Source organism: Pedobacter sp. AC379, from assembly GCF_979258145.1.
In genome coordinates, this window is sequence record NZ_OZ409839.1 from 1,640,584 (window position 1) to 1,664,932 (window position 24,349).

28 protein-coding genes are annotated in these 24,349 nt (G+C 36.9%); 15 read left to right on the plus strand and 13 right to left on the minus strand.

Going from position 1 to position 24,349, the window contains the following annotated elements; all coding sequences use genetic code 11:
* The first annotated feature begins 31 nt into the window (after positions 1-31).
* Positions 32-328: a type IX secretion system membrane protein PorP/SprF gene (locus ACZZZW_RS07275; protein WP_463492717.1), complete on the plus strand. Its 297-nt coding sequence runs from the start codon at positions 32-34 to the stop codon at positions 326-328.
* 19 nt (positions 329-347) lie between these two features.
* On the opposite strand, the gene ACZZZW_RS07280 is transcribed toward ACZZZW_RS07275, so the two are convergent.
* Entirely contained in the window at positions 348-920 is a 573-nt protein-coding gene (locus ACZZZW_RS07280) for a TetR/AcrR family transcriptional regulator (RefSeq protein ID WP_463492718.1), read from the minus strand.
* 310 nt (positions 921-1,230) lie between these two features.
* Positions 1,231-1,500 carry a hypothetical protein gene (locus ACZZZW_RS07285; RefSeq protein ID WP_463492719.1) on the minus strand — a complete coding sequence of 90 codons (270 nt, stop codon included), beginning with the start codon at positions 1,498-1,500 and terminating at the stop codon, positions 1,231-1,233.
* Between the two features lie 297 nt (positions 1,501-1,797).
* On the opposite strand from ACZZZW_RS07285, the gene ACZZZW_RS07290 reads away from it, so the two are divergent.
* Positions 1,798-2,031, plus strand: coding sequence for a hypothetical protein (locus ACZZZW_RS07290; protein ID WP_463492720.1), 234 nt, complete (start codon positions 1,798-1,800; stop codon positions 2,029-2,031).
* Positions 2,032-2,309: 278 nt separating this feature from the next.
* A complete protein-coding gene (locus tag ACZZZW_RS07295) occupies positions 2,310-3,701 on the plus strand; it encodes a hypothetical protein (protein ID WP_463492721.1) in 1,392 nt (463 codons plus the stop codon).
* A gap of 79 nt (positions 3,702-3,780) precedes the next feature.
* Here ACZZZW_RS07295 and ACZZZW_RS07300 read toward each other — a convergent pair whose 3' ends face one another.
* Genes ACZZZW_RS07300 through ACZZZW_RS07310 form a run of 3 tightly spaced genes read right to left on the minus strand, consistent with a single transcriptional unit; the run spans position 3,781 to position 4,810 of the window.
* A complete protein-coding gene (locus ACZZZW_RS07300) occupies positions 3,781-4,074 on the minus strand; it encodes a hypothetical protein (RefSeq protein ID WP_463492722.1) in 294 nt (97 codons plus the stop codon).
* Positions 4,071-4,403, minus strand: coding sequence for a hypothetical protein (locus tag ACZZZW_RS07305; protein WP_463492723.1), 333 nt, complete (start codon positions 4,401-4,403; stop codon positions 4,071-4,073). The genes ACZZZW_RS07300 and ACZZZW_RS07305 overlap by 4 nt, the downstream gene beginning before the upstream one ends.
* On the minus strand, positions 4,355-4,810 hold the full coding sequence (locus tag ACZZZW_RS07310; RefSeq protein WP_463492724.1) for a transposase: 456 nt from the start codon (positions 4,808-4,810) through the stop codon (positions 4,355-4,357). Before ACZZZW_RS07310 ends, ACZZZW_RS07305 begins: the two co-directional genes overlap by 49 nt.
* Positions 4,811-5,291: 481 nt before the next feature.
* On the opposite strand from ACZZZW_RS07310, the gene ACZZZW_RS07315 reads away from it, so the two are divergent.
* A complete protein-coding gene (locus ACZZZW_RS07315) occupies positions 5,292-6,317 on the plus strand; it encodes a S41 family peptidase (protein WP_463492725.1) in 1,026 nt (341 codons plus the stop codon).
* 42 nt (positions 6,318-6,359) lie between these two features.
* Here the strand turns inward: ACZZZW_RS07315 and ACZZZW_RS07320 are convergent, their stop codons facing one another.
* Entirely contained in the window at positions 6,360-6,935 is a 576-nt protein-coding gene (locus ACZZZW_RS07320; RefSeq protein ID WP_463492726.1) for a recombinase family protein, read from the minus strand.
* A 54-nt stretch (positions 6,936-6,989) separates the two neighbouring features.
* On the opposite strand from ACZZZW_RS07320, the gene ACZZZW_RS07325 reads away from it, so the two are divergent.
* From ACZZZW_RS07325 to ACZZZW_RS07340, 4 genes are all read left to right on the plus strand, one after another.
* Entirely contained in the window at positions 6,990-7,172 is a 183-nt protein-coding gene (locus ACZZZW_RS07325; protein WP_463492727.1) for a hypothetical protein, read from the plus strand.
* Positions 7,173-7,231: 59 nt separating this feature from the next.
* Entirely contained in the window at positions 7,232-7,600 is a 369-nt protein-coding gene (locus tag ACZZZW_RS07330; RefSeq protein WP_463492728.1) for a BlaI/MecI/CopY family transcriptional regulator, read from the plus strand.
* 4 nt (positions 7,601-7,604) lie between these two features.
* On the plus strand, positions 7,605-8,720 hold the full coding sequence (locus ACZZZW_RS07335; protein WP_463492729.1) for an energy transducer TonB: 1,116 nt from the start codon (positions 7,605-7,607) through the stop codon (positions 8,718-8,720).
* 100 nt (positions 8,721-8,820) lie between these two features.
* The gene (locus ACZZZW_RS07340; RefSeq protein ID WP_463492730.1) at positions 8,821-11,226 is read left to right on the plus strand and encodes an outer membrane beta-barrel protein; all 2,406 of its coding nucleotides are present in this window, start codon (positions 8,821-8,823) and stop codon (positions 11,224-11,226) included.
* A 718-nt stretch (positions 11,227-11,944) separates the two neighbouring features.
* Here ACZZZW_RS07340 and ACZZZW_RS07345 read toward each other — a convergent pair.
* On the minus strand, positions 11,945-12,901 hold the full coding sequence (locus ACZZZW_RS07345; RefSeq protein ID WP_463492731.1) for a M57 family metalloprotease: 957 nt from the start codon (positions 12,899-12,901) through the stop codon (positions 11,945-11,947).
* 471 nt (positions 12,902-13,372) lie between these two features.
* Between ACZZZW_RS07345 and ACZZZW_RS07350 the strand changes: the two genes are divergently transcribed.
* On the plus strand, positions 13,373-14,278 hold the full coding sequence (locus ACZZZW_RS07350) for a DUF4932 domain-containing protein (RefSeq protein ID WP_463492732.1): 906 nt from the start codon (positions 13,373-13,375) through the stop codon (positions 14,276-14,278).
* Positions 14,279-14,444: 166 nt separating this feature from the next.
* Here the strand turns inward: ACZZZW_RS07350 and ACZZZW_RS07355 are convergent, their stop codons facing one another.
* The 6 genes from ACZZZW_RS07355 to folE form a co-directional block, all read right to left on the minus strand.
* Complete coding sequence (locus ACZZZW_RS07355) at positions 14,445-14,600, minus strand: DUF2256 domain-containing protein (RefSeq protein ID WP_463492733.1); 156 nt, start codon at positions 14,598-14,600, stop codon at positions 14,445-14,447.
* A gap of 27 nt (positions 14,601-14,627) precedes the next feature.
* Entirely contained in the window at positions 14,628-15,464 is an 837-nt protein-coding gene (locus tag ACZZZW_RS07360) for a phytoene/squalene synthase family protein (protein ID WP_463492734.1), read from the minus strand.
* Positions 15,465-15,542: 78 nt separating this feature from the next.
* Complete coding sequence (locus ACZZZW_RS07365; RefSeq protein WP_463492735.1) at positions 15,543-16,154, minus strand: MarR family winged helix-turn-helix transcriptional regulator; 612 nt, start codon at positions 16,152-16,154, stop codon at positions 15,543-15,545.
* 41 nt (positions 16,155-16,195) lie between these two features.
* Complete coding sequence (locus ACZZZW_RS07370; RefSeq protein WP_463492736.1) at positions 16,196-17,452, minus strand: NAD(P)/FAD-dependent oxidoreductase; 1,257 nt, start codon at positions 17,450-17,452, stop codon at positions 16,196-16,198.
* Between the two features lie 154 nt (positions 17,453-17,606).
* Positions 17,607-18,326, minus strand: coding sequence for an SDR family NAD(P)-dependent oxidoreductase (locus ACZZZW_RS07375; RefSeq protein WP_463492737.1), 720 nt, complete (start codon positions 18,324-18,326; stop codon positions 17,607-17,609).
* Complete coding sequence (gene folE, locus ACZZZW_RS07380; protein WP_463492738.1) at positions 18,323-18,970, minus strand: GTP cyclohydrolase I FolE; 648 nt, start codon at positions 18,968-18,970, stop codon at positions 18,323-18,325. Before folE ends, ACZZZW_RS07375 begins: the two co-directional genes overlap by 4 nt.
* A gap of 661 nt (positions 18,971-19,631) precedes the next feature.
* On the opposite strand from folE, the gene ACZZZW_RS07385 reads away from it, so the two are divergent.
* From ACZZZW_RS07385 to ACZZZW_RS07410, 6 genes are all read left to right on the plus strand, one after another.
* Positions 19,632-19,859 (plus strand): hypothetical protein, encoded by a 228-nt coding sequence (locus ACZZZW_RS07385; protein ID WP_055911353.1) that lies wholly within the window; start codon positions 19,632-19,634, stop codon positions 19,857-19,859.
* A gap of 308 nt (positions 19,860-20,167) precedes the next feature.
* Positions 20,168-21,679, plus strand: a complete 1,512-nt coding sequence (locus tag ACZZZW_RS07390; RefSeq protein ID WP_463492739.1) for a glycoside hydrolase — start codon at positions 20,168-20,170, stop codon at positions 21,677-21,679.
* A 118-nt stretch (positions 21,680-21,797) separates the two neighbouring features.
* Entirely contained in the window at positions 21,798-22,076 is a 279-nt protein-coding gene (locus ACZZZW_RS07395; RefSeq protein WP_463492740.1) for a beta-galactosidase, read from the plus strand.
* Between the two features lie 19 nt (positions 22,077-22,095).
* Positions 22,096-22,749 carry a cellulase family glycosylhydrolase gene (locus ACZZZW_RS07400; protein WP_463492741.1) on the plus strand — a complete coding sequence of 218 codons (654 nt, stop codon included), beginning with the start codon at positions 22,096-22,098 and terminating at the stop codon, positions 22,747-22,749.
* Between the two features lie 208 nt (positions 22,750-22,957).
* On the plus strand, positions 22,958-23,806 hold the full coding sequence (locus ACZZZW_RS07405; protein ID WP_055911342.1) for an NAD(P)-dependent oxidoreductase: 849 nt from the start codon (positions 22,958-22,960) through the stop codon (positions 23,804-23,806).
* A 157-nt stretch (positions 23,807-23,963) separates the two neighbouring features.
* Positions 23,964-24,266 carry a hypothetical protein gene (locus tag ACZZZW_RS07410; RefSeq protein ID WP_157255457.1) on the plus strand — a complete coding sequence of 101 codons (303 nt, stop codon included), beginning with the start codon at positions 23,964-23,966 and terminating at the stop codon, positions 24,264-24,266.
* Positions 24,267-24,349: the final 83 nt, after the last annotated feature.

The window sequence follows — 24,349 nt, forward strand, 5'->3', positions numbered from 1 at the left end:
TCCGAGGCATAGTGGTTCTTAACCACCAAAAGTGGGGAAGAACCACTTTCACCGAAATACACAGTATACCTTCCAGCCAAAAATACTATATCGTGGTGTAGAAAACTATAAAGACATTTTAGACCTTGGTGCAGGTTTTCAATGCATGGAAGGTAAGTTATCAATCAGCACAATCTATCATAGTACGAATAGTGTAACCTTTGGTATCGGAACGATTTATCAAAATCAACTGAGGATTCATTGCTTTTATACAACCAATACTTCTGATCTTCATAAGTATAGCAATGGTGAATTTGAAATTGCATTACAATATAGATTAAAATACTAACCCGTAAAGAAGACCCTTTTTACAAGTACGCCCAGTCGATAATTTGTTTGAGGGTCTTCTTTATTTCCGCCTGCCCCTGCTGCTCATTAATATCAATTCCACACATCGTTTCACCGCTCATTTTGGCTTGGAGCGTCAGATAATAGATACCTCCGATCAGCAGTGCTTCGACAGCCCTGATATTTTTATCTTTCGTCTTAAAATGCTCATCCATTACATTAGTGAATAATTGCTCGCCAAGACGCTCACGCTCTTTGTTCAGTTCCCTGAGCGGTTTAAGATCTTCACTTAGTCCCCAATTAATAATTCGCCGCATCTCTTCATTCGCCATCAGTGCATCAAATTGCTGCTCTATGAGGACATAGGCGGTATCCTTACCGAAATCTTTTTTACTTTTTTCAACAATATCATCAATGTGATCCAGATTAACACTCCAATAGTCCCTGCTGTTCAGATACTCTTTAACGAGGTTTTCCATTCCACCAAAATACGTGTAAACCAATTTCCGGTTAACATTGGCTTTTTCTGCAACATTGCTGGCGTTTAAACCGGTAAAACCGTCCTTTTTCAGAATGCTGCCTACAGCATTCATTAACTTCATTTTAGTCCGCTCTTTATCCCTGATGGGACCGCTCGTTATTTTCCTGGTCATGTGCAATAAATTACAATGGCAAATTGCCATTTATTATTTGACAATCAAAGATTCTGGATGTTTTGTTGTATTCCTTCCAGTGAGGAAAATACAGAAGGGAGGCACTTGGAACGGTTTGAAGAATTAAAAATCAATCGTTCAATCTCATAGTATGATGGGATCGTAGCAGGAGAATTTAATTTTCAAGAACTTGAAAAATTGGGTGGAAATTGGGTAGCGAGGTGCTACCTCGCTACTGTTTGATAGAAACCTAGCTGTGATTATTAATCCAAACCTTCATCCTGGCATTTGCATACCATAGAGAATCTTGTAATCCAAAGTTATGTGACATGGCATATTGGTATGCCTCAGACCATGCCGCTAATGCATTGGTAGGTTCAGGCGCAGACATGGCTCTGTTTGTGCTGTTTTGGTTTGTAGATGTACTTTGGGCTTTAGGAGTACTTTGAGCTTTAGAAGACGATGGCAAAAAAGCTACTGCTGACAAAGCAAAGATTGCTGAAAAGATGATTTTTTTCATGATTTGTGATTTGAATTTATGTTAAACATTAAGTATTTGTGTTTTAAAAAATGGGTTTAAACAATAGCATCAGTTTCCACCTAGTGACGGTGTATGTATTTCTTTGATAAACCACAATACAATTATAAATAATTTATATCACATACATGAGAAATAAATTATTTTAATTAGTTTTACCAAACAATTATGGGAGCGTTAGCATAGTTGAATGCGAATAACCCAGTAGCTAACTACTAAAGCTAAAGCATAATATTAATCAGATATCTTAAACATATTTCCCAAAAAACCATATAAAAAATGAATCAATCAGAGCTTAAAACATTAACCAACAAAAGAGATTTCTTTAAAGGTCTACTTATCGGTGCCTGCATACTATGGATTGGAATTGTAGCAGCCGCCTTTTATTTTTATTTCAAAACAGGCAATGTAGCCTTGTTCGTACCGATATTTGGACTTATTGTAGTTTTTATTCCAATTTTTCAACGATTTAAAATTTTAGACGGAGAGATAAAATCGAAGAAGCTGAATTAGCTCCGCTGGAAAATAAGCAATGTTTCAATATAAATCTGGTTTTGCAATGCCCATTCTCTGATAACGCGCTTTGTTCATCTCAAAATGCATTGTAGTCATTACATTCAGATAATATTTTAGTGAATCTAAATGATAAGTCCTGCGACGTTTTTCAACGCGTACGCTGTCAACCAAACCATTTTTTATAAAGGCTCTTCCAGCTGTTGCCACTTCGTAATCCACCTGAGTTGTCTAAAACCTCAACAAACCAGCAATCTAAAACTTAACATTTTTAAGTCATGAAATACATCATAGCCCTTCTTACATTCTTTTTCCTGACCCAGCTTACGTTGGGGCAGTACAAAATACAATTTAAAGTTGCTTACTCGGAGCTATATGCAGTTTATGATTTTCTTGAAAAAATTTCTGATACCTATCCAGACAATGCTTTTAAGAATGAATTTTTAAGTTCTAAATATAACATCGACAAGTACAAAAACCTGATCAGGAAGCTTGATACGCTAAAAATAGATTATGCTTATCACTTTGAGCAGTATCCTCTTACGCTAAAAACTGCTTTGGCATCGAGGTCACTGATCGAAAAAAACCTGATTGACAGCAAAACAGTGAAAGATTTTAAGGCAAGATGCTTTGGCATTATCCCAAACGATGAACTCAGCAACCTCTCCGAAATTATCAAATCTTTTATACCGGTCTATAACGAACTTATATACCTGCCCAATAAAGAAAATTTTGAAACTCATCTGTCAAGCATCAATAGCGCGCTATTGACCAACGATGCTCCAAAAATCTTTAGCGATGTGATGAAATTTTTTGGGACAGATTGGGATACCGATATCCCTTTTGAAGTCATTGCCTACCCGGTTATAGGGAAAAGCGGTATTGGCGCAAGGGCATTCTTAAATACAGCTGTAATCCGTTTCCCGCTGAAATTCAGAAGTTATGATGTGCTATTCAGTGTAATGCTACACGAAATATTTCACATCGGTTATGACAGTCAGCCAATTTCAATGAAAACCATGTTAAAGAGCTGGTTCAGCAACACTAATTCCACCAATAGCCAGTATGCATTCCTGGTATTAAATGAAGTCCTCGCAACTTGCCTGGGAAATGGCTATGCCTTTGAAAAACTCACAGGCCACGAGGATAAGGACGATTGGTACTATGTGAAATACGTTAATCTACTTGCAAAGGAAATCTATCCTTTGGTCAACAGCTATCTGACACAGGGAAGGACCATTGACGAAGAATTTGTAAAAACCTACATCGGAATTTACGACAGCAAATTCTCAGGCTGGAACAAGGAACTCGATAACATCATGACCTATCGTGCAATCCTTTGCGACGATATCAATGATACCCGCTATTTCAGGAGCAATTATCCCTACACCATCCATAAAACCATACCGGCAGTTACTTTAAGCGGCTTGGAAGATTTGACAAAACAACCTGTCACGAAAGTCGTCATCATCTCCGATCACCATCGCGAAAAACTACAGCTTATCAAAAATAACTTCAGTGAGCTAGGGGATGTTCGGTTAAAGCCCGCACAAGAGTTCATCAAAGTAATAGAACTAAAGGATAGAACGAAACTGATCATTATCAATAGACATGCTTCCACTGTTGAAAAACTAATGAGAACGGAGTTTAAGGACCGAAAGTTGAAATAAATCACGATACAACAATAAAAACATATTTTTTTAACAAAATTGCAATAGATGTATACCAGGTTTAAAAAGGGTACTCCTGTTATGTCTTATGCTTAAGATTTTTCGTCTCCTTTCCTCTACTTTTATCTTCTGCTGCTGATAGTGACTCACTTTCAGTAGCATCCACATTGCTGTCTTTGGTAGACATTGATAATTGAATCTGCCTTTCCAGACCGGAAAGCCCTGTTTTTAGTTCTGCAAGCTTGTTTTCTTTTGACCAGACGCCTTCCACTACATCCTTGAGAACCGGAATATCTTTTATGATCTCATCCCTTTTTTTTCGTTCCTGCTCAATAAATCCGCCTATTTTCTCCAATGCATTCAGAAAATTCATACTGCCAATTTAGGATCAGCTGCCATATAGCCGTTGTTAAATGTATATTTGAAATTACTTTCACCCTGTATAAAAAAGCGGTTGATTTTAATATCGTCACCTTCTTTTTCTAAAACCTCCGTCTTGACCAATAATCTAAATCCATACAGACTTCCTATTTCCTCATACTCACCTCCCGTCCGTGCCTTGTCTGAAATTTCATTTAATTTGGCACCGATTATTTTTACATCAGCATTAGCTGTGTATTTCGGTGAAAGTGGTTCTTCCCCACTTTTGGTGGTTAAGAGGGAGCTAATACGAGTCTTTTTTCCAAAAGCCCCAGAGAACATCTCCCATACATTTGCCGTTTTAATGTTTTAAGTTTGTTTACGTTTCCTTCTACCGGTCCATTGCTCCAGGCTAGGTCGAAAGAATTTTTTATGGATTTCAGATCTTGCTTTAGGCTATTTGCAAACCCGCGTAGCTCATTAATTGAAGATATTATCGCTTTTGAAATCCATGAGTCTAAACCCTCACTGCTTCGATCCTTTAGCATCATTTGACGAAATTCTCTTATAAAGCCAAGGGATTGTTCTAATATAGCCGAGGAATCACAAAGATCATTTAGAATATGAGCTTCAGTTTTTGAAAGCTTTTTTGCTTCTTTAAAAAACAACTTGGAGGTGATAGATGGCCGCCAGAAACTCAGGTCAGTTGGTAATACTTTTTTATCTCCTTTTTTATTACCAATAGCCATTTCATACCTCGCATCTAGCAAAAAAAATTAAAAATAATACCTCTTATAGTATCAATTTTTTTTGGTCAAAGTTCCTGGTTGGTGAAGGTTTCTTTGAAACCATAAATAATAAAATATTAGGCTCAATTATATGAATCCCTTAGCATTTAAATCATCAACTATCGGTTCTATAAGCAACAAAAAGGCTTTAGATATTGAAAGTACTCCTGCTGGCCAGCACATTTTTTCTTCTGGATCCCAGCGGGATCCCTATTGATTTTACAATCAAAGTAAATTTAGAAAATTCTTCTATACTTAGCATTGTGGATTGCAAGAATACTTTAGTATCACCTAATTATTATCATTATTCCACCGTTTTTTGATCATTATTGCTGATTATTATTAGATTTAGGCATTAAATTTAAAAATGTTAATTGCAAATGACAGCTCTGCAGTTCATCCTATTGTGCAACCCTTTGTATATTTCTAACGTCTTCATTATATGAACAGATTCCTTTTAATAGCACTCATTTTTTTTCCAAGCATTATAAAAGCGCAAAGTCATTCGCCAGTGATCGTTGATAGTGTTAAGTCCTACTTAGATAAAAGCATGAATATTATTGAGGCCAATGCATTAAATAGTAAAAATGTTAATTGGAAAAAATTACGGGAGAACGTTTATGACAAGGCTTCGGGAGCAAAGCGTTATGAAGACATTTTACCCATATATCCATATATATTTGAGCAAATTGATGATCATCACGGCAGCTTGAAATATAAAAACAAAACATACAGCTGGAACAAAACTGATGGAGCAAAGGTCAACAACACAATAAAGGTGGCTACGAAAAAATATTCATCTGTTCGTTCTGAAAAGATCGGAAAGGAAATTGGGTACATTTTGATCCCTGGAAACAGTGATTTTGGAGGTCAACATATGGATAGTATCAGCAGAGAGATCAAAAATGCCATTGCCAAAATCAATGACAAGAATATCAAGGGATGGATCATTGACCTGAGAATTAATACAGGTGGAAACATGTATCCAATGATTGCCGGTTTAACCGAATTTCTTGGCGAAGGGAGAGTAGGAGGGTTCATTACCCCTACTCATCAGCCTGATGGTGATTGGATAATAAAAAACGGAGCTTTTTATGTCGACTCCGTGAGAGTGTCACCTGTAAAGTATCAGGGACATCCCATCAAAAAAGACATTCCTATCGCAATTTTAATTAGTGGTAATACAGCAAGTTCAGGAGAGATGACAGCAATAACTACGATCGGTAGGGATAAATCAATTCTAATTGGCGAGCCAACAGGAGGTTATACTACGACTAATTTAGGATTTAAATTAAATGAATACTCAGGTCTTAATTTAGCTGTAGATTATGCCTCTGATAGAAATGGCAAGGTTTATCCTAAAAATATTAATCCAGATATCTTAGTCTCCAATGGTGATAATTTTGAATTCCTTAATAAGGATGAAAAAGTCAAAAAGGCTATCTCTTGGTTGAGGAAAAGCAAATAAAGTTAGCTTTTATATCATTATTCCCTGGTTTTTTGAAGGTGTTTAGACCTTGCTCTCTTTTACAATTTTAATGTATCGATAGCAGGTGGCGATGGGTATCTGTAGCCTTTTGGATATTTCCAAAATGGAATATTTCCCGGTATCATGAAGATCCAAAGCAGTCATTGCCAACTGAAGCTTTTCAGGAGATAAGCCTGATGGACGGCCTCCCTTTTTACCTCTAGCTCTTGCTGCAACGAGCCCCGCTTTAGTACGTTCCCGGATAATTTCCCTTTCAAACTCTGCTAATGAAGCAAAAATATTAAACGTAAATCTTCCTGTAGCTGTTGTAGTATTAATGTGATCATGTAGGCTAACGAAATTAACTCCTTTTTCATTGAACACAGCAACCAGATCTACCAGATCACGAAGAGAACGTCCAAGACGATCCAATTTCCAAACGACTACCTGATCACCCTTACGAAGAGTCGCCAAAAGATTTTTTAGTTCGAGTCTGTCTGTATTCTTGCCGGAAATCTTTTCCTGGTATATTGTCGTGCATCCATAATCTGTCAGCGCATTGAATTGAAGATCTAAATTTTGGTCTGCAGTACTTACTCTTACGTAGCCTATTTTCATGTTATTTTTATTATCAAAAACTCATTATCAAAAATAGAAAAATCATTTTGATTAATGGAATGGGTTTATGATAATCAGCAAAAAGAGAAAGGGTATTTTACGGTTAATGTGGATAGGTTTGATTTGTTTAAAGGCATCGGTTTATCCTCAAGAGAAATTATCGAAAAAGGAGGGAATAGTGATAAGTTTTCTATATACCTCTCTATAGTTCAGTTGAAGGTACTTTTAATCGAATAATTTAAAGTTTAGTTGCAATAACTAAACTATTAGCTGATATTTGATCAAAAGAACTAATAATGGATGTAAAAGATTTGACTAAAGTTGAAAGCCAGTTAATGCAGGTGCTTTGGAAATTAGATAAAGCTTTTGTTAAAGAAATTATCAAAGAGCTGCCTGAACCTAAGCCTGCATATAGTACAGTTTCTACCATTATCAGAATTTTAGAAAATAAAGGTGTGATTGGCTATGAGGCTTTCGGCAAAACTCACCGTTATTTTCCGCTTATTACAAAGGAAGAGTATATGCGTCATGAGGCAGATAAATTTCTAGGCAATTACTTTTCTAACTCTGTACAGGATATGTTTTCATTTTTTGTTCGTGAAAAAAAGATTGACTTAAAAGATGCAGAGCAATTACTAAAAATGATAGATAATATTAAGGACTAAGCATATGGAAATGCCGCTTTATTTTTTTTGGTCGAGTATTTCAATGACAGTATTCTACCTTTTTTATTTGTTGTTACTCAGACGTGAGACCTTTTTTCTCGGGAATAGGATTTATTTGTTATCTGCGCTTGGTTTGTCAATCTTGCTTCCATTGATTGATTTTTCCGTCCTAATGCCATTACCAAAAGTGGAATTAATGTTTTCTTCACTACCTATTATTGGTAAAGGAAAATTAACAATTGTAGATGAAAAAGATTATAGTTGGTTGTCCACCATTTATTGCGCGGGTGTTCTGCTGACTTCAATTTGGTTACTGATTAAACTTTTTGGTGTAAATAGACAGATCAAAAGGGCCGAAAGAGGAAGTGCGTTTTCATTTTGGAAAACCAAAGTAATTGACCAAGATTTATCTAATTTTTCAGCAATTAATGCACATGAAGATATACATGTGACGCAGCTGCATACACTAGATAGGCTATTGATTGAAGTAATAGGCATATTTTTTTGGTTCAACCCGCTAATTTATTGTTATTCCAGGAGTCTCAAATTAATTCATGAATATCAAGCGGATGATCATGCCGCGAGTTTTGCAGAAAGCAAGAGACAATATGCTATGATGCTATTTTTACAGAATTTTAAAGCCGGCCCGATCCTGACAAATTCTTTTAACAGTCCGTTATTACTAGAAGCAAGGATTAAGATGTTGCAGCGTAAAAAATCAAACGTATATCAAACATTAAAATATATTTTAGTTATGCCCCTGATGGTTTTATTAATCATACTGTGCTCGTTTAGGTCAGGATATTTTGATGGCGGTGGTACAAATAAGATTGACAAGGCAGCAACTTTTCCAGGTGGATTTTCGGCTTTTAGCGAATTTTTGCTAAAAAATACAAGAAACGATTCTAAAACAAATGGTAGAGTAGTAGTGAGTTTCATTGTAGATATTGAAGGAAAGATTGACGATGCAAGAGTTGATAGTAGTTTAAATGAAACATGCGATAATGAAGCATTACGGGTAATCAAATTTAGTCCGAAATGGATACCAGCGTTAAAAGATGGGAAGGAAATACGCTCAGCTTATCAAATCGGTATAAATTTTAGGCCTGATAATCAATAGTTTAATAACTTCATTTAATAAATTAGTTGCGAAATCTAATTTATTAGTTGTATGGCTAATTAATTAGTTATATGTTTGGTTCTATAAAATTCCAAACATTATGCCTTTTAAATCTCTTAAATCCGCAAGTTTACTTTTCCTTCCAGGGTTCATTTTACTATTTAGCGCAATGTTCGTTAGCGCTCAGGATAACAATGGCATGGTTACAGGAGAAGTAGTGGACGAAAATTCCATTTCCCTCCCGTTTGTTCAAGTAACTTTAAAAAACAGTCTGGATTCTACCAAGGTGAAAGCGCTACTTGCCGATGATAAGGGACAGTTTGTTTTTAAAGCCGCGACAGGAAAATACTTCGTTGAGCTAAAGATGATGGGCTATGGAACAGTCTACTCTAAAGTTTTCAATGTTGTCAGTGGAGAAAGCTCAGCACTAGGCAAAATTCCACTAAATCAGATTACTACGCAATTAGCAGGTGTAAATATTTCCGCAGATCTTCCATTTGTAGAAAGAAGAGCCGATAAACTTATCGTCAACCTAAATGGGCTTGGTTCCGGTGCGCCAATAATGGAGGTAATGAACCAACTGCCAGGTGTTGTGGTTACACCGGATGACCGTATCAGCCTGAATGGTAAATCGGTCCAAATATATATGGATGGGAAGGCGACGACACTATCTTCAGAGGCATTGGCTGGCTTATTAAAAGGAACTTCCTCTTCAGCAATTCAAAAAGTTGAACTTATAGCTCAACCTTCTGCTAAATATGATGCAGCAGGAAATGGTGCTATCATTAACATTATCCGCAAACGCAATTATAAAGCAGGATTGAATGGCAATATTTATATTGGCGGGGGCAACGGAACATTTGGAAAAGCCAATGGAGGTATTAATCTTAACTATAAAGGGAAAGCTTATAATTTACTTTTAAACCTAGACTATAACTATAATAAATACTTTTATAACAGTTATATTGTTTCCACTATTCATAATGGAAACATGCCAAGTCAGTACATTTCTGATGTTAAAAGTGACAGAACCAATGCCAATTACACACCGAATTTAGGAATAGATTTTTACCTCTCTAAACGCACAACCTTATCAGCTTCGGTAAAACCAGGGTTTCAGCATTTTAGTCGTGATGGCGTTGCTGACATCTATTCTACTCAGGCAGGGGTAGCCAGCACTCAATCACAATTTCTTAATAGGGTTGATATTCGGGCAGCGAACTCTTCCTCCGGATTACGACTTCAACATCAGATTGATACTGTAGGCAGGGAATTAACAATTGACTTAGATTATTACCGTTATGGAAATTACAACGATCAAAATAATAGATCAATTGCTTTCAATCCTGCCTTGGATCTTCCTAGCGTGATAGCTCAAGACCGCGTTTTTGATGTCTATGCATTTAAAATGGACTATTCTCATCCATTTAAAAATGGTTACCAAATAGAAATGGGCTTGAAGACAAGTTATGTAAATTCTGATAATTCTAATTTCTATCAGGATCAAAATAATAGCCAAACCGATCTATTTAATTACGATGAGAGTATATCTGCAGTATATTTAACTTATGGTCACACGGGAAAATCATTTTCCTATCTATTAGGTGCTAGGGGTGAGTATACCCAAGGGCGGGGTGAGCAGCAGTTTGGAACAAACCGTTTTACAAGAAGCTATTTTCAGCCATTCCCATCTTTGCATTTTGATTATAAAATTACAAAGAACCAAAATCTTACTTTAGGAATCAATAAAAGGATAGAAAGGCCTGGCTATGAAAGTCTGAACCCCTTGATTCGTATCATCAGCAGTAATAATTTACAACAAGGGAATCCGACACTTAAACCTGTAATTGCATATAACGCAGATTTGTGGTATGGCTATAAGAATGCACTTTTCCTGGGTCTTACCTACAGTTACAGTCTTGATGATTTTACAAGCGTTTCTATTCCTCTTCAAGATGGCATCACGACCACATTGCCGGGCAATGCCGATTATAGCAACTATTACACCCTGCAAGCCATGTATGGCAAGCAAGTGCTGCCCTGGTGGTATACGAGTTCAAATGCTATTCTGTCGAAACGATCTTTTAAAGGTCTAGTTAATGGTAATTTGTTAGAGAGCGATGGTATTGCCAGCTTGTCGGCAACTTCTTATAATAGCTTCTCTATAGGTAAAAGTTTCTCTGTAATGTTCTTATTCAACTATAGAGGAAAAAGCATAGACAGAACCATTACCAATCAGGCTTTCGCTTACTTAACTGCCGGTGTTAGGCAGCAGTTTTTAAATAAACGCGCCTCAGCCCAACTAAATTTTATGGATGTCTTTAAATCATACCGAAATTATTATCAACAAAATAGTGGTACAGTACAGCAGTTATGGAGAAACCAATTTGAAACCAGAATGGTCAAATTAAACTTTAGTTACAACTTTGGTGGCACAATAAAAACTATCAAGAAAAGCAATGGAGCCGAAGATGAAAAAAAGCGTAGCACAGTAAATGAAAATTAAGATTTTTCATCATGTCAAGGATTCTTGTATAGATTGATTGCTGCCAGTTATCAAAAAAGGGTCCTTTTCTGGAAAAGCGTTTGATTAATGGCCTTCGAATAAAAATATTATACTATTGATTAATTTGCTTATTTACAATAGTTTAATAATCCTTAGCAATGCCTTGTTTAAGTCTTTAACTAAAAGTCTGACAGTTAAATTTTCTAACGCTAAAAAGTGAAGATGAATAAAACCGCTTTTACCTTGCAAAAAAGGATGTTTTTTCTTAATTTTAAAATAGAAATCAAGGGTGAAAAGTCTGACAAAAGTCTGCCAAATACCCCCTTAAAATAGCGAAATGAGAAAAGTAAAACCCCTCTCAGAGTATCAAAAAGGCATCTACGGAGAAATATTAGGCGAATTTTTCAATCTGATATTCTCCACCACATTAAAGGCTACCTGTAAGGTGGCCTTTTTGGCTTTAGACCACACAAGGTCTTAATGCTCAAGCCAATAAAAAGTCAATTTAATTAGATAATGGCAAAAGTAGGTTAACCATAAATCTGTATAGAATAAAAGCTGTAGCCTTGTCAAACTTATTAATTGTGCCAATCAGACAATATACTTTTAATAAATATCTACCTGAAAACAATTAAAGGAGGCTGTGAGAAAAATGTTCCACAGCCTCCTTTAATTTAGATAGGATTTTTATCCGCAGTTATTAAGTTAAAAGAAATGGTTATTGCCTTCCTAAAAGATAATAAATAGCAGTTTTATCGTTTGTAGTAAACGCTCCGGGAGCATTACATGCACGCATCCATGAACTTGAATCAGTTTTTGGTGTTCCAGGGATTAAGCTGGCGGTCAATGTTAAATCCGGAATTCTATTGCCGTTTGCATCCAATAAATATTCGGTTTCTTCTTCATTGGTGAGATAATCTACTGTTGGTTCTCCTTGTGATCCTATACCGCATGATCTTCTATTGATATAATCTGTATGCCTAAATCCAATACAATGTCCAACTTCATGAGCAATAACAGCAGCAATCTGAGTGGGGGTGAAAGCGGAAGTATAATACTGATTATTAAGGGCAAAACCAGGGCTAGGCGTGCCATCTGCGGTTGGGAATCCACTCGCTTGGCCTAAGGTGATACCTCCATTAGCATCTCTGCCACCAAGATCTTTCATACTAACTGTAATGTCTGCTGTAGCAGTTGGGTTTGTCTCCAGTACAAAAGTAGTTTTCAGTTTCAGATCATTATATCTTTTAATCGCTATTACAGTGGCATCCGTTACAAGTTGTTGCAAATTGCCTCCGTTAACTTTAATTTTTATTTGACCGTTGTTAATATATTTGGCAGCTAATGTATAGCCAGATTTATACTGCTCAGTACTAGGTCCGTTGGTTACTGCCAGCCCTTTTCTCAGCTCCTTTTGGCGTGTAAGATCTTCTTTAGACATCATGATATCCCCTTCAACAAGAAAAGAATTCTCTGTTTTCTCCGCATCGTTAGTCGAAAATCCGGCCTTCATAATAAGAATTTCTTCTGCTTTCGTTAGTTTTGATTCAGTTGGCACTTTTGTGTCTGATAACTTATCCTCTCCATTCTTTTTACATGATAATCCCATCACAATTAATACGGCGAATGAACATACGATAACACCTAGGTGTTTTGCTTCTTTTTGATTTTTCATTTAGGTTTAAATAAGTCGTTTAAAATTAGTTCGTTGTTTGCAAATCGCGATTACAAACAATTACCCGGGCATTCAAATAAAATAAATGGGATAATCTAATTAACGTAGGTGAGGGATTAATCAAATTAAGTTACATAATATTCAACTCAAAATTCTTTCTATGAATTTTACACAAGTCTTAATTTGAAGTATTAAATAGTCTATTAAGTAATTATTATTTTATATTTTTTTACACGAAAAAGTTATTATATATGTATTATTTAAATTATTTATTGTATTATTAAGTAGAATCTATACTATTCTTTAATGTTCTCACTACTTTTTTATCAAAATGTAACATAAATAGATTGGGAAATGAAAATCTTTACGATTCTTTGCAGAAAGTATGGTGAAAAGGTGGGTGCTCAGTTTTTAAAACCATTTTTAGTTATTAAATTATGATTTTCCAACTCTCTTTATACATTTGTAAGTATGACGATAAAATCGCTTCTAAAATGTATTTTAGTTTTAATCATCACAATTCAGACAAAAGGGTCATACGGGCAAAAAATATTTTCCATAAAAACCGACCCGAGAATTGAGGCATTAAGTATATTCTACACACTTGCCACTGCTGATACACTGGACACTAAACCTACACCATCAACTTATTATCGTGATGTAAAAGCAAATTTCAAAAAGTATAACGACCATCCGTCTTTAAATTGGTATAGAAAACTTAAAAACTGGGACGGACCTGATATGGCTTCGTTGGGTCTTTTTTTATCAGAGGAGCATCCATTTAAACTATTGAGCAAGCCAGAAGTTAATTATGTTAGAAACGCTCCTTTGGATACTTTTTTATTTCGCTTCAACAATTTTTATAAGGATTGCCAGGTATCAAATTTTATAAAAAAACATCGCTTAGAATACAACCGCATCAATAAAAAAGGAGAATTGTATATCCAAAAAAGTAAGATACTTAATAACGTGGATTCTTTTTACAGAACGAAGCGAATCGGTGAATACGTAATTTACACTGATATATTATGTAACCATGGGAGTAATGCAATATCATCAAATGAAAAAGAGTTTGCCGGAAAAATAATGGCTAAAGCTGGTTATATTGAAGATAAAACCAAGAAACTAACAAATGATAGTTCAGTTAATTTTGAACCTGCATTAAATGTGGTTGCCCATGAATGTAGTCATATTTATCTGAAAAATTTTATAAACAATTATCACGACCGATTATTTAAGATCAAAGATAATTTCCTGACTACCGCTAAAGGAAAAAAACTGCCTGATGAGCAATGGAAAAATGAAGTAGACGAATTATTGGTAAGAACCTGCGTAGCAAAAAATACTGGCACAAAAATTTGGGAAAGAAAGCGGTGAAGCAGAAATATCAAACCAGGCAAAGCATTTTAAATGGGCTAATGATTTGTATCTTTTTATGGATAATTACACCAGTCGCTACAAAAGCATTGAAGATTTTTATCCTGAACTGATTTCCTTTCTGGAAACCAAAACCAGTATATAATTTTTGAGTATCAAAACATTTTCAAAGGGAAATTTTAAAAGAATTTTTTCCACGACACTTATCACTGCAATATTTCACTTCTTCCCAAACCTTTGCCCATTTTTTTCTCCATAAAAAAGGCCTTCCGCAAGTGGCGCAAATCTTTGACGGAAAGTTTTCTTTTTTTACTGTTTTCATCTTTATAAACTACCCTAATCTTTTAGCTTATATTCTACCCGTACGTTGGCGTAGAACAGAGCTGAACATAAGCCTGAATTTATATGCATTCGAAATTCTGATTCTTCCTGCCATTAGCTGAGCCGCAGTTTTCTTTCTAATCTTATCAAAAAGCTTTCTATAATAAATGTAAGCCAGGTATACACCACCTCTAGAAGATACTGGCAATTGACGTATGCCTTCCAATGCAGCATCAAACTCACCTGCAATATCCTCTTCAATCGCCCTTTTCTTTTCATCCGAAAAATCAGAAAGGTCAACGCCAGGGAAATAGGTGCGGCCAAGCAAGTAAAAGTCTGCATTTACATCCCTTAGGAAATTGATTTTTTGGAAAGCGGAACCCAATTTCATTGCAGGCTTTTTCATCCGCTCGTATCTTTCCATGTTTCCGTCGGAAAAAACGTATAAACACATCAGGCCTACCACTTGTGCCGAACCAAGGATATAACGCTCATATTTTTCTTGTGTGTAAACCTCCCTGTTAAGGTCCATTTCCATGCTGTTAAGAAAAAGATGGATCAGTTTTAAATCTATGCCATACTTATTAACTACTTCCTGAAAAGAGTTTAATACCGGATTTAAACTTATCGAATCCCGCACTGCTTCCAAACAGTCCCTTTTGAACCTGAATAAAAGTGATGCCTTGTCATATCCATGGAAACTGTCAACAATTTCGTCGGCAAGCCTTACAAATCCGTAAATGGCATAAATTGGTCCTCTAATCTCCTTATTTAGAAAATTTATGCCAAGAGAAAAACTGGTACTGTATGTTCTGGTAACGTTTCTGCTGCATTGGGCAGAAACTTTATCAAAGGTTTCTTTCATTGTTTTTGATACTGGTGGAGGACCACAATTGTGGACCGGATTGATTTAATTTGGCTTGTACGCCCTTTAATATGACGATTACAGTTTTACAGCCGGGTTTTCATAATGAAAATCTTCTAGTTTCAGCAGCAGCCTGATCAGTTCCATTTTTTCTGAATCAGAAAGCGGACGGGTTACATTTGCCGAAGCAAGTTTAATGTCTGCAATACTTTCTTTTAAGTGCCGGCTGCCCTCTGGTGTAATATGAATAATCCTGCTTCTCTTATCTTTATCGGTAGATTGCTGCACCGCAAGGCCCTTTTTTAGTAGTCTGTTAATAATTAACGTACCTGTTGCTTTTTCATGAATATTTGCTCTGATCAGTGCCGCTTTGCTCATGCTTCCCGCCGAGGCGAGAGTAATCAGGTAAATAAATTCATCAGGTGTAGAAAAGGCAGAACCTGCAATGGCCGCTTTTGCATGCAACTTGGCATACCGGTACAGGTGTACCAGCGAAGTATTGATCACACTGTCTGCCGAGCGCCCTTTTTCTTTTCCGTCCCAATCGGTATGATCCACATCAGCCCTTGGCTTTTCAGCGCGACTGTTCACCCAGCTAAGGAATGGAGCCAGCGCTTCGCTTGGGTTTTCATTGCTGCTTTCGTAAGTTTTAACGAGTGTTATCAGTTCACTTAAAAGATTGTACATCATGATGCTGTGGTTTGTATTTTTAACTGGCTGTTCGGTTATTTTCAGGTAGTTTGCCCTGTTTTCAGTATCTCATCAACAACGGTGCAGGCACTTTTCATGGCACCGTTTATCGATCCATTTAGCAAATAATCACCGCAGAGGTAGCACTTTGGCGATATCTGTGTTAATTTAGGATCTATTTTATGCCCGGCATGTTTATTATCCGGTAGGGCGTGAGGAATTGCATAAGTGGCCAGTAGTTTCCATTTTGCCGCCTGTGGATACCATTGTGTTAGTTCTTTCCTTACTTGGAGTTCAATATCTGCAGTTTCTGGTAAATTTGCGGTTCTGATCGATACCGAAATAAGCGACTGCCCTTTAGGTGCATATGATGGCGCAATATGTTCCATAAAAGCAATATTATTAATCAGTTGCCCAGTTATGGCATTTAAGGCGATTCTTTTGGATGAGGATGTTTTTTCATCGCTAGAAAAATATAGGGTCAATGTATCTTTTTTCAGGTGAAGATCCATGTTTTGGTCCGAATTGGAAATATTATTTGCACCTGTAGCAATAATAATGTATTCGGCCTCATATTTCCTACCTGAACTGCCGAATGCCACGCCATTTTTTATTTCTATGATTTTCTCTTTCAATACCAGTTCATCCTGATTTAAACATTCGGCAAGCTGTTTACTGATTTCGCCCATGCCAAGGGCAGGAATCGCGGCAGCACCTTCACTAAGCATTTTAAAAACAAATTCGAACATCCTGCTGGATGTATCTAGCTTGTTTTCGAGAAAAATCCCTGAAAAGAATGGCTTAAAAAATTTTGCTATAAATTTCTCACTGAAACCCAAATCATTAAGATAAGATAGTGTTTCAGTCTCTTTTTTTTGGAATATTTCTTCAATGCTCGTGAATGTTAGCCTGGTCTTTAATTTTAGCAGCCGTAACCTGTCGCCAAGGCTACCAACAGGAGAAAACAAGGTTTTAAGCAGCATGAATGGCTCTCTGATTGGATCTCCGATTTTATGGCTTCCGTTTTCATCAAGAATTTCTGCCCCAGGAAGAAAAGCCTTTAGGTTAAGTTTTTTATAATCGAGAAGTTTTTTCGCTTCAGGGTAAGCAGTGAGCAAAACCTGAAAACCCCGATCTAAGATAAAACCGTCTTTATGGTCGCTTCTTGCCCTGCCCCCTAATCCGTCAGACGCCTCAGTAACCATAATTTTCCAGCCAGCCTGTTTTAGGAGCTTGGCCGCAGAAAGACCTGCTATACCTCCACCAACAATGACTACATCGAATTTTTCGTTTTTCATAACTGTTAACAATTTTATGCCCAATAAAGGGATAGTTTTGGCTTAGCTAAAAACTGGAAATAGCGGTGCGGTTCTTTCGAATAAAAGATACCTGCATGCTGTTTTAATAATCCTGCCCAATAGCACACCTAGTTTTAAACTTTCTGTTAATCGGTTACAAATTAGTCCTTAAACTGCCCATACCACCATCTACTGGAATCACTTGCCCTGTAATCCAGCTGCTTTCTTGCGAAAGAAGAAATGCAATGGCCGCACTAATGTCTTCAGGCTCACCGTATTTTCCCATCGGATGTCTTTTAGCCGAAGCCTCCATTTTATCGGGTGTATTGAGGAATTTGGAGGCAAGCGGAGTATTGGTTAGCGATGGGGATACCACATTTACCCTTATTCCGCTGGAGCTTAGCTCTGCAGCGAGTGATATAGCAAGCCCTTCCAATGCAGCTTTTGAGGCTGCAATGCTTGAGTGAAATCCCATTCCTGTTCGGGCCGCTACAGAACTGATTAACACGATTGACGCTGAAGGAACATTTTTTAGTGATTTTAATGCGAGCTGTACAACGAGTGCAGCGCCCACAACATTTAGCCTGAAATCATCTATCAGGTCTTTTTCGCTTACCCGCGCAAAGGGTTTGAGGTTAATACTCCCTACACTATATACCACTCCGTGTAGCTCATCAGGCAGAAAGGAAGAAAGTGCATCTATATTGTCCATTACATCAATCACCTGGTAGTGTACTGATGCTGGCCAGCTTTCTGAACTGTTTCTGGATGCCGCATAAATATTTGCACCCTCCCTATCTAATAATTTTACCAGATCGAGGCCTATCCCTGAACTTCCCCCGATAATAAGAATGTTTTTGTCTTTAAATCTCATTGCGCTATATATCTTAAAAATTCATTTCTGGTGTCCATATCCTTAAATTTTCCACTAAAGGATGTAGTCACTGTTGAACTGCCACTGTCCTGAATTCCTCGTGATGATACACAGTGGTGATTGGCATCAATCATAACCGCTACATCATCAGTATCCATTACCCGCTTAATTTCCTGGGCAATTTGCACGGTAAGTCTTTCCTGTACCTGTGGCCGCCTCGAATAGTACTGTACAATTCGGTTGAGTTTTGATAAACCGATCACTTTTCCATTGCTGATATATGCAACATGTGCTTTCCCCGTAATGGGCACAAAATGATGCTCACAGTTACTAAACACAGATATGTTTTTTTCTACCAACATCTCACTGTAACGGTAACGGTTTTCAAAAAGGGTGGCCGCAGGCTTATTTGCCGGGTTTAATCCACTGAATATTTCTTTTACATACATTTTGGCGATCCTGCCCGGTGTTCCTTTTAAACTATCATCTCTTAAATCCAACCCAAGGATATTAAGTATGCTGGTAAAATGTTCCGAAATGAGGGCGATTTTGGTTTCGTCATCAATATCAAATGCGTTTGTTTTTAAAGGCGTTTCGTAATATTCCGGTTCAATTTCGTAATCTGCTCGATTAAGGTCTGGCATATTTATATGGTATATTTTTATACTAAGTTATGACATAAAAGATTATTAATATACTAATTGTTTGTATAATAAATCTATTCGGTCAAAATTTTAAAGTTTAATGACTTAATAATTTTGGAGATATTTCAATAGCGATTGAATTTAATTGGCGAGCGGTACCTAAAACCCATTATGCTAAATGTTTAAAATTTTATCTGCTTTTGATTTGTTTTGCTGATTTTTCGAAACGATTTAACTTAAAACTGGATACCCTTCATACTTATAAAACAGTATATTTTCTAAGCCTGGCGTTTGTAATCTATTAGTACTGGCAGATCAAATGGATTAATCATTAATTAATTAATATTCGACTTGCATTTTTAAGGTAGCTATTTTAAAATAATGTAAATATTATTATATGTTTATTTATGTAAATTGTTGTTTTACATTTGTTTAATCATGCAGGAAAAACATAAACTTTGAATAGGATAGCTGTATGTTATGATAAGCCCTTTATAAGCAATTTTTTACTGAGGATTTTATACTAAATTGAAATGGCAAAATGGTTTATTTTAGCGCATTCAATAAACCCTGTGTTGCGAATCAAAGAAAGCTGTAATTTCGTCTGTCAAAATCTATTCTCTTCAAATTTTAGTACATTAGCTAATCTTTCCATCTTTTTATGAGGTTCATTTTTTTAACCATTCAATTTTTATTGCTGGTCTGTAGTATCAAGGGGCAGGTCGTGGAAAAATCGTCCCAAAATATCAGTCACAAAAATTATGTAGTTAAAACTTATGGCATCAATGCTATGAAATCAATGAATGAAAAGTTGAATAATATGCCAATACTAAGAATTGCAGGTATTGAGATAGAAGCTGTTGCCAAAGAAATGAATCCGGTATTGTAGGGTTTGATCAACTATTACGCAAAATTCTATAGCGCTAAGTTGAAAGACTTTTTGCGTAGGGTCAACTCAAAGCTGGCCAACTGGGCAATCAGGAAATACAAAGGGTTAAGGATTAGTTTGACCAGTGTGATGAAATGGATAAGTCGTTTAGATAAACGAAAGCCAAAATTATTTGCACATTGGACATTTGGCTCGAAACCTACTATGGAATTACGATAATAAGAGCCGTATGATAGAAGACGATCACGTACGGTTCTGTGAGAATCTCAGGTTGAAACACTTGGGTTTACTTGATAATTTTTTAAGTGATGAGGTTACAAAAGCATACCAATCCTTTTTTTATTTTGCTTGTCTTGTTTTTTTACAATGCATTTGCCATTGCGCAAAATAAAATTTTAAAAATCGAAATTGATCCATCAATTCAATTTCAGACAATTGATGGCTTTGGTGCTTCTGACGCATGGTCTTGTCAGTTTGCAGGATTATGGCCTGACGAAAAAAAGAATAAAATGGCCGACTTGCTGTTTAGTTCAAAAATGACTGATACCGTCCAACCCGTTGGTATTGGTTTAAATATGTGGCGTTTTAGCATCGGTGCAGGTAGCGCAGCACAACATAAGGAAAGTGTTATTGGCGACGAATGGCGTCGCCAATTATCCTTTCTCCAGCCAGATGGACAATACAACTGGAATGCAATGCCAGGCCAAACCTGGTTTTTGAAAGCAGCAAAAGCACGTGGAGTAAAGCAATTTATTGGCTTTGTAAACAGTCCGCATGTAGGGTTTACTAAGAATGGCAAAGCCTACTCAACGGATGGCAAATGCAACCTCAATTTTGATAAGCTTGATGCATTTTCGAACGATATGGTAGAAACAATTAAAGGATTAAAAACGACAACAGGAATAGAGTTGGCCTATTTAAGTCCAGCAAACGAACCGCAGTGGAAATGGAATGAACATAATCAGGAAGGCTGTCCGTACACCAATTCAGAATTGGCACAGCTTTACAAAGGTGTAAATAAAGCATTTGCGGCAAATCAGATCAAAACAAAAATACAGATCGGTGAGGCAGGACAGCTTGATTATTTATACAATAACGGCAATAGTGAAAAAGGAAATCAGGTTGATCAATTTTTCAACGCTTCATCCCCAAATTATGTTGGGAACCTTTCACATTTAGATCAATCGATTTCAGGCCACAGTTATTTTACCACAAGTCCTGAGCAAAAATTCATCAACACCCGGAAAAAAACTGCCGAAGCAGTGGCCAAAATTAAAGGTTTGAGGTACTGGATGTCTGAATACTGTATTTTGGGAGATAGTTTGATGAGGGGCGAAAAACGTGATCTTTGCATTGCCCCGGCACTTTTTATTGCAAAATTGATTCATCACGATCTTGTACTGTCAAATGCCACTTCCTGGCAATGGTGGTTGGCAATATCATCAGGCGATTATAAGGATGGGTTGGTTTACATCGACAAAAACAAAACCAACGGACAAGTTTACGATAGTAAAATGTTATGGGCTTTGGGTAATTACAGTCGCTTTATTGGCGAAGGCAGTAAACGGCTTTTTGTAAAAGGCGAAGCAAACCAGGTTTTTGTATCTTCTTATCAAAATGACAAAAAACTGGTAACGGTTGCGGTTAACTTAACAGAAAATGATCTCGATCTTGATATCAATGTAAAAGGGAAAAAACAAAGTGTTGTACAAACTTATGTTACTTCAACTGAATACAATTTAACACCTTTTAAAAAATATAAAAATACTAAAAGTGTTCGTGTACCTGCTAAATCTATCACCACAATACTTAGTAATTAGGCTTAACAATCATTAATAACGCTCTCAATTTTTAACTCCCCATTTGGTTTGAGCTGAAAAGCATTTATAAATCGATAAGGGAAAACTATGCTTTTGATTTTTTACTTAAACACTTAAAATGAGAACCACCTTAAAACGTTTTATCACTACCGTAATCTTAATTACCTGTTTCGCCAGTTTTGGCGCATTTGCACAAAAGCAGCATACTTTTAAACTTGCCGATTCCGTTTTTCTCCTTGATGATAAGCCTTTTCAAATCATTTCAGGAGAAATGCATTATCCCCGCATTCCGCGTGAGGCATGGCGCGACAGGATGAAAATGGCCAAAGCTATGGGTTTAAATACCATTGGTACCTACGTATTCTGGAATGTACACGAACTCCAAAAAGATCGTTGATAAGGCGTTGGGTAAAAACATGAAAGTAATTTTATCTTATTGGGAAAGTGCCTCATCACGCAATGGAACCATTGATGATGTAAATCAATTTTGGTGCGTGTGGCAAACTGTAGTTAACAAATATGGGAGCAACGGAAATGTATTTTTCGAACCCATGAATGAGCCTCATGGATATACACTTGCCCAACTAACGAGTATTTATGCCGAATGGCTTTCTCGGTATCATAATGTAACCAAAGGAAGAATTATTTTGGGCGGCACAGGTTACTCCGAAAATGTTAATTCGATTGGTTCTGATAGCCGTTTTTCAAGCTGTTTACTGGCCTTGCACAACTATGCTTATTGGGCCAACAGAACTCAATCGGGTTGGGAGGCAGATTGGAGAAGCCGCTATGGTAATTTTGCTAGCCGAACCGTGGTTACCGAATTTGGTGCAACCATGACTACCGGTAAAAATTATACAGGTGCTGCTGGCAATGATAATGAGATCGCATACATCGTTGGTGCAACCAATGTTTTCAGAAATGATCGCGTTGCAAGCGTATACTGGCCAGGACTTAGAGATAATGATACCTACAGTATTCAAAGGCGAGGTGGAAGCGGAACGAATATTACCTTAACCATAACAAACGCATCAGGAGTGTCCCGAATCCGTTATGGTTGGGGATTGTAATCAAAACCTAAGGTAGTTTAGGCCAGAAAGCCTGGCTAAAAATATGATGCAAACAGCTGTCTGGAAATATTTCTGGCAGCTGTTTGTGTTTAAAGGGGGGGCCTAATACTCAATCAAGATCATCTAAGTCCATTATTCCAATTATTGATTTTTCCATCAATTTAATTTAAAAACTTGTAATTTATTATCTTTATCAAAAAACCTGTATATGAAAGCATTTTTAGGGACGGGCCTATTGGGCGCGAATTTTGTAAAAGCCATGCTCCAAAAAGGAGATCAGGTACAAGTATGGAACAGGACATCATCAAAGGCTAAAGCACTTGAAAATGACGGGGCGAAAGCTTTCGGCAATAGTGTTGATGCCGTGAAAAATGCAGATGTAATTCACCTTACGTTAAAGGATGACAGTACGGTTGATGAAGTTCTGGAAGCTGCAAGCTCCGGCTTTAAACCAGGCGTAACAATTATTGATCATACCACTACCTCTGCCAAAGGTGCTATTGAAAGAACAGCATCCTGGAAGGCAAAAGGATTTACTTACCTGCATGCGCCTGTTTTTATGGGGCCACCAAATGCGCTCGAAAGTACAGGTAATATGCTGGTATCGGGCAATCAGGAAGTAATTGAAAAATGGTTGCCCGAATTATCAAAAATGACCGGCAAAGTAATCAATTTCGGACCAGAAGAGGGAAAAGCAGCAGCCATAAAATTGGTGGGTAATCTTTTTCTTATTTCACTAAACGCAGGCTTGGCTGATGTGCTCGCCCTTGCTAAAGCACTTGCAATACCTGCTACTGATATCGCATCGCTATTTGAATCATGGAATCCGGGAGCAGGTGTACCGGCCAGGTTTAATAAAATACTTACGGGCGATTTTACTAAGCCATCCTGGGAGCTGGATATGGCACGTAAAGATGCTGGTTTAATGTTGCAGGCAGCAAATGAAGAAGGTGTAAAACTAAATGTGTTACCAGCCGTTATTTCGGAAATGGATAGGTGGATTGCTAATGGTTATGGTGGAAACGATTGGAGCATAATCGCTAAAGACAATCTTTAATGATGTAATAAATAGTAGAATTTTTGGCTGATTATCAGTTATTTGTGTGTTTTTTTACATTCAAATTTAACCTTATTTTGGTTACTTGAATTATTTAATGCAATTTTGTTGCGATTTGAAAAGGGAAGCTACATATAAACAACAGATAAAAAACATTTTGGCCATCTGGTTAATAATGCTTTTTGTTGGCACCTCATTATTTCAGATTTATCACCACCACGAACATCTTGCAAATCATAAACAATACAGCCAAACATCCATACAAAAATGGGTTAAAAGTTGCCAAGTTTGCGATTACCTGGTACATCATCACGCTGTACCCATTTTAAATGCACATCATTTCGAGTTAGTACCCCCTTTAAAATCTACCGCTGAATTTGCAGGTAGGTATTACATTGGCTTTTATAAATTTACTTTACAGGGCTTTACCAACAAAGGGCCACCAAGTATCAATTCTTAAAACCTGGTTTTCATGCCAGGATCTATGCCCTTTCAGGGCAATTTAATCCCACACTCCAATTTTATTACCGGTTAGCCGAATGT

Coding starts and splice junctions, on each gene's coding strand:
- ACZZZW_RS07340 (WP_463492730.1), top strand. CDS start 8,821: ATGCCTTTTAAATCTCTTAAATCCGCAAGTTTACTTTTCCTTCCAGGG.
- folE (WP_463492738.1), bottom strand. CDS start 18,970: ATGCCAGACCTTAATCGAGCAGATTACGAAATTGAACCGGAATATTAC.
- ACZZZW_RS07375 (WP_463492737.1), bottom strand. CDS start 18,326: ATGAGATTTAAAGACAAAAACATTCTTATTATCGGGGGAAGTTCAGGG.
- ACZZZW_RS07300 (WP_463492722.1), bottom strand. CDS start 4,074: ATGAATTTTCTGAATGCATTGGAGAAAATAGGCGGATTTATTGAGCAG.
- ACZZZW_RS07405 (WP_055911342.1), top strand. CDS start 22,958: ATGAAAGCATTTTTAGGGACGGGCCTATTGGGCGCGAATTTTGTAAAA.
- ACZZZW_RS07370 (WP_463492736.1), bottom strand. CDS start 17,452: ATGAAAAACGAAAAATTCGATGTAGTCATTGTTGGTGGAGGTATAGCA.
- ACZZZW_RS07355 (WP_463492733.1), bottom strand. CDS start 14,600: ATGAAAACAGTAAAAAAAGAAAACTTTCCGTCAAAGATTTGCGCCACT.
- ACZZZW_RS07330 (WP_463492728.1), top strand. CDS start 7,232: ATGGATGTAAAAGATTTGACTAAAGTTGAAAGCCAGTTAATGCAGGTG.
- ACZZZW_RS07400 (WP_463492741.1), top strand. CDS start 22,096: ATGAAAGTAATTTTATCTTATTGGGAAAGTGCCTCATCACGCAATGGA.
- ACZZZW_RS07320 (WP_463492726.1), bottom strand. CDS start 6,935: ATGAAAATAGGCTACGTAAGAGTAAGTACTGCAGACCAAAATTTAGAT.
- ACZZZW_RS07390 (WP_463492739.1), top strand. CDS start 20,168: ATGAGGTTACAAAAGCATACCAATCCTTTTTTTATTTTGCTTGTCTTG.
- ACZZZW_RS07335 (WP_463492729.1), top strand. CDS start 7,605: ATGGAAATGCCGCTTTATTTTTTTTGGTCGAGTATTTCAATGACAGTA.
- ACZZZW_RS07280 (WP_463492718.1), bottom strand. CDS start 920: ATGAATGCTGTAGGCAGCATTCTGAAAAAGGACGGTTTTACCGGTTTA.
- ACZZZW_RS07345 (WP_463492731.1), bottom strand. CDS start 12,901: ATGAAAAATCAAAAAGAAGCAAAACACCTAGGTGTTATCGTATGTTCA.
- ACZZZW_RS07285 (WP_463492719.1), bottom strand. CDS start 1,500: ATGAAAAAAATCATCTTTTCAGCAATCTTTGCTTTGTCAGCAGTAGCT.
- ACZZZW_RS07325 (WP_463492727.1), top strand. CDS start 6,990: ATGGAATGGGTTTATGATAATCAGCAAAAAGAGAAAGGGTATTTTACG.
- ACZZZW_RS07395 (WP_463492740.1), top strand. CDS start 21,798: ATGAGAACCACCTTAAAACGTTTTATCACTACCGTAATCTTAATTACC.
- ACZZZW_RS07315 (WP_463492725.1), top strand. CDS start 5,292: ATGAACAGATTCCTTTTAATAGCACTCATTTTTTTTCCAAGCATTATA.
- ACZZZW_RS07385 (WP_055911353.1), top strand. CDS start 19,632: ATGAGGTTCATTTTTTTAACCATTCAATTTTTATTGCTGGTCTGTAGT.
- ACZZZW_RS07310 (WP_463492724.1), bottom strand. CDS start 4,810: ATGGCTATTGGTAATAAAAAAGGAGATAAAAAAGTATTACCAACTGAC.
- ACZZZW_RS07365 (WP_463492735.1), bottom strand. CDS start 16,154: ATGATGTACAATCTTTTAAGTGAACTGATAACACTCGTTAAAACTTAC.
- ACZZZW_RS07305 (WP_463492723.1), bottom strand. CDS start 4,403: ATGTTCTCTGGGGCTTTTGGAAAAAAGACTCGTATTAGCTCCCTCTTA.
- ACZZZW_RS07350 (WP_463492732.1), top strand. CDS start 13,373: ATGACGATAAAATCGCTTCTAAAATGTATTTTAGTTTTAATCATCACA.
- ACZZZW_RS07360 (WP_463492734.1), bottom strand. CDS start 15,464: ATGAAAGAAACCTTTGATAAAGTTTCTGCCCAATGCAGCAGAAACGTT.
- ACZZZW_RS07295 (WP_463492721.1), top strand. CDS start 2,310: ATGAAATACATCATAGCCCTTCTTACATTCTTTTTCCTGACCCAGCTT.
- ACZZZW_RS07290 (WP_463492720.1), top strand. CDS start 1,798: ATGAATCAATCAGAGCTTAAAACATTAACCAACAAAAGAGATTTCTTT.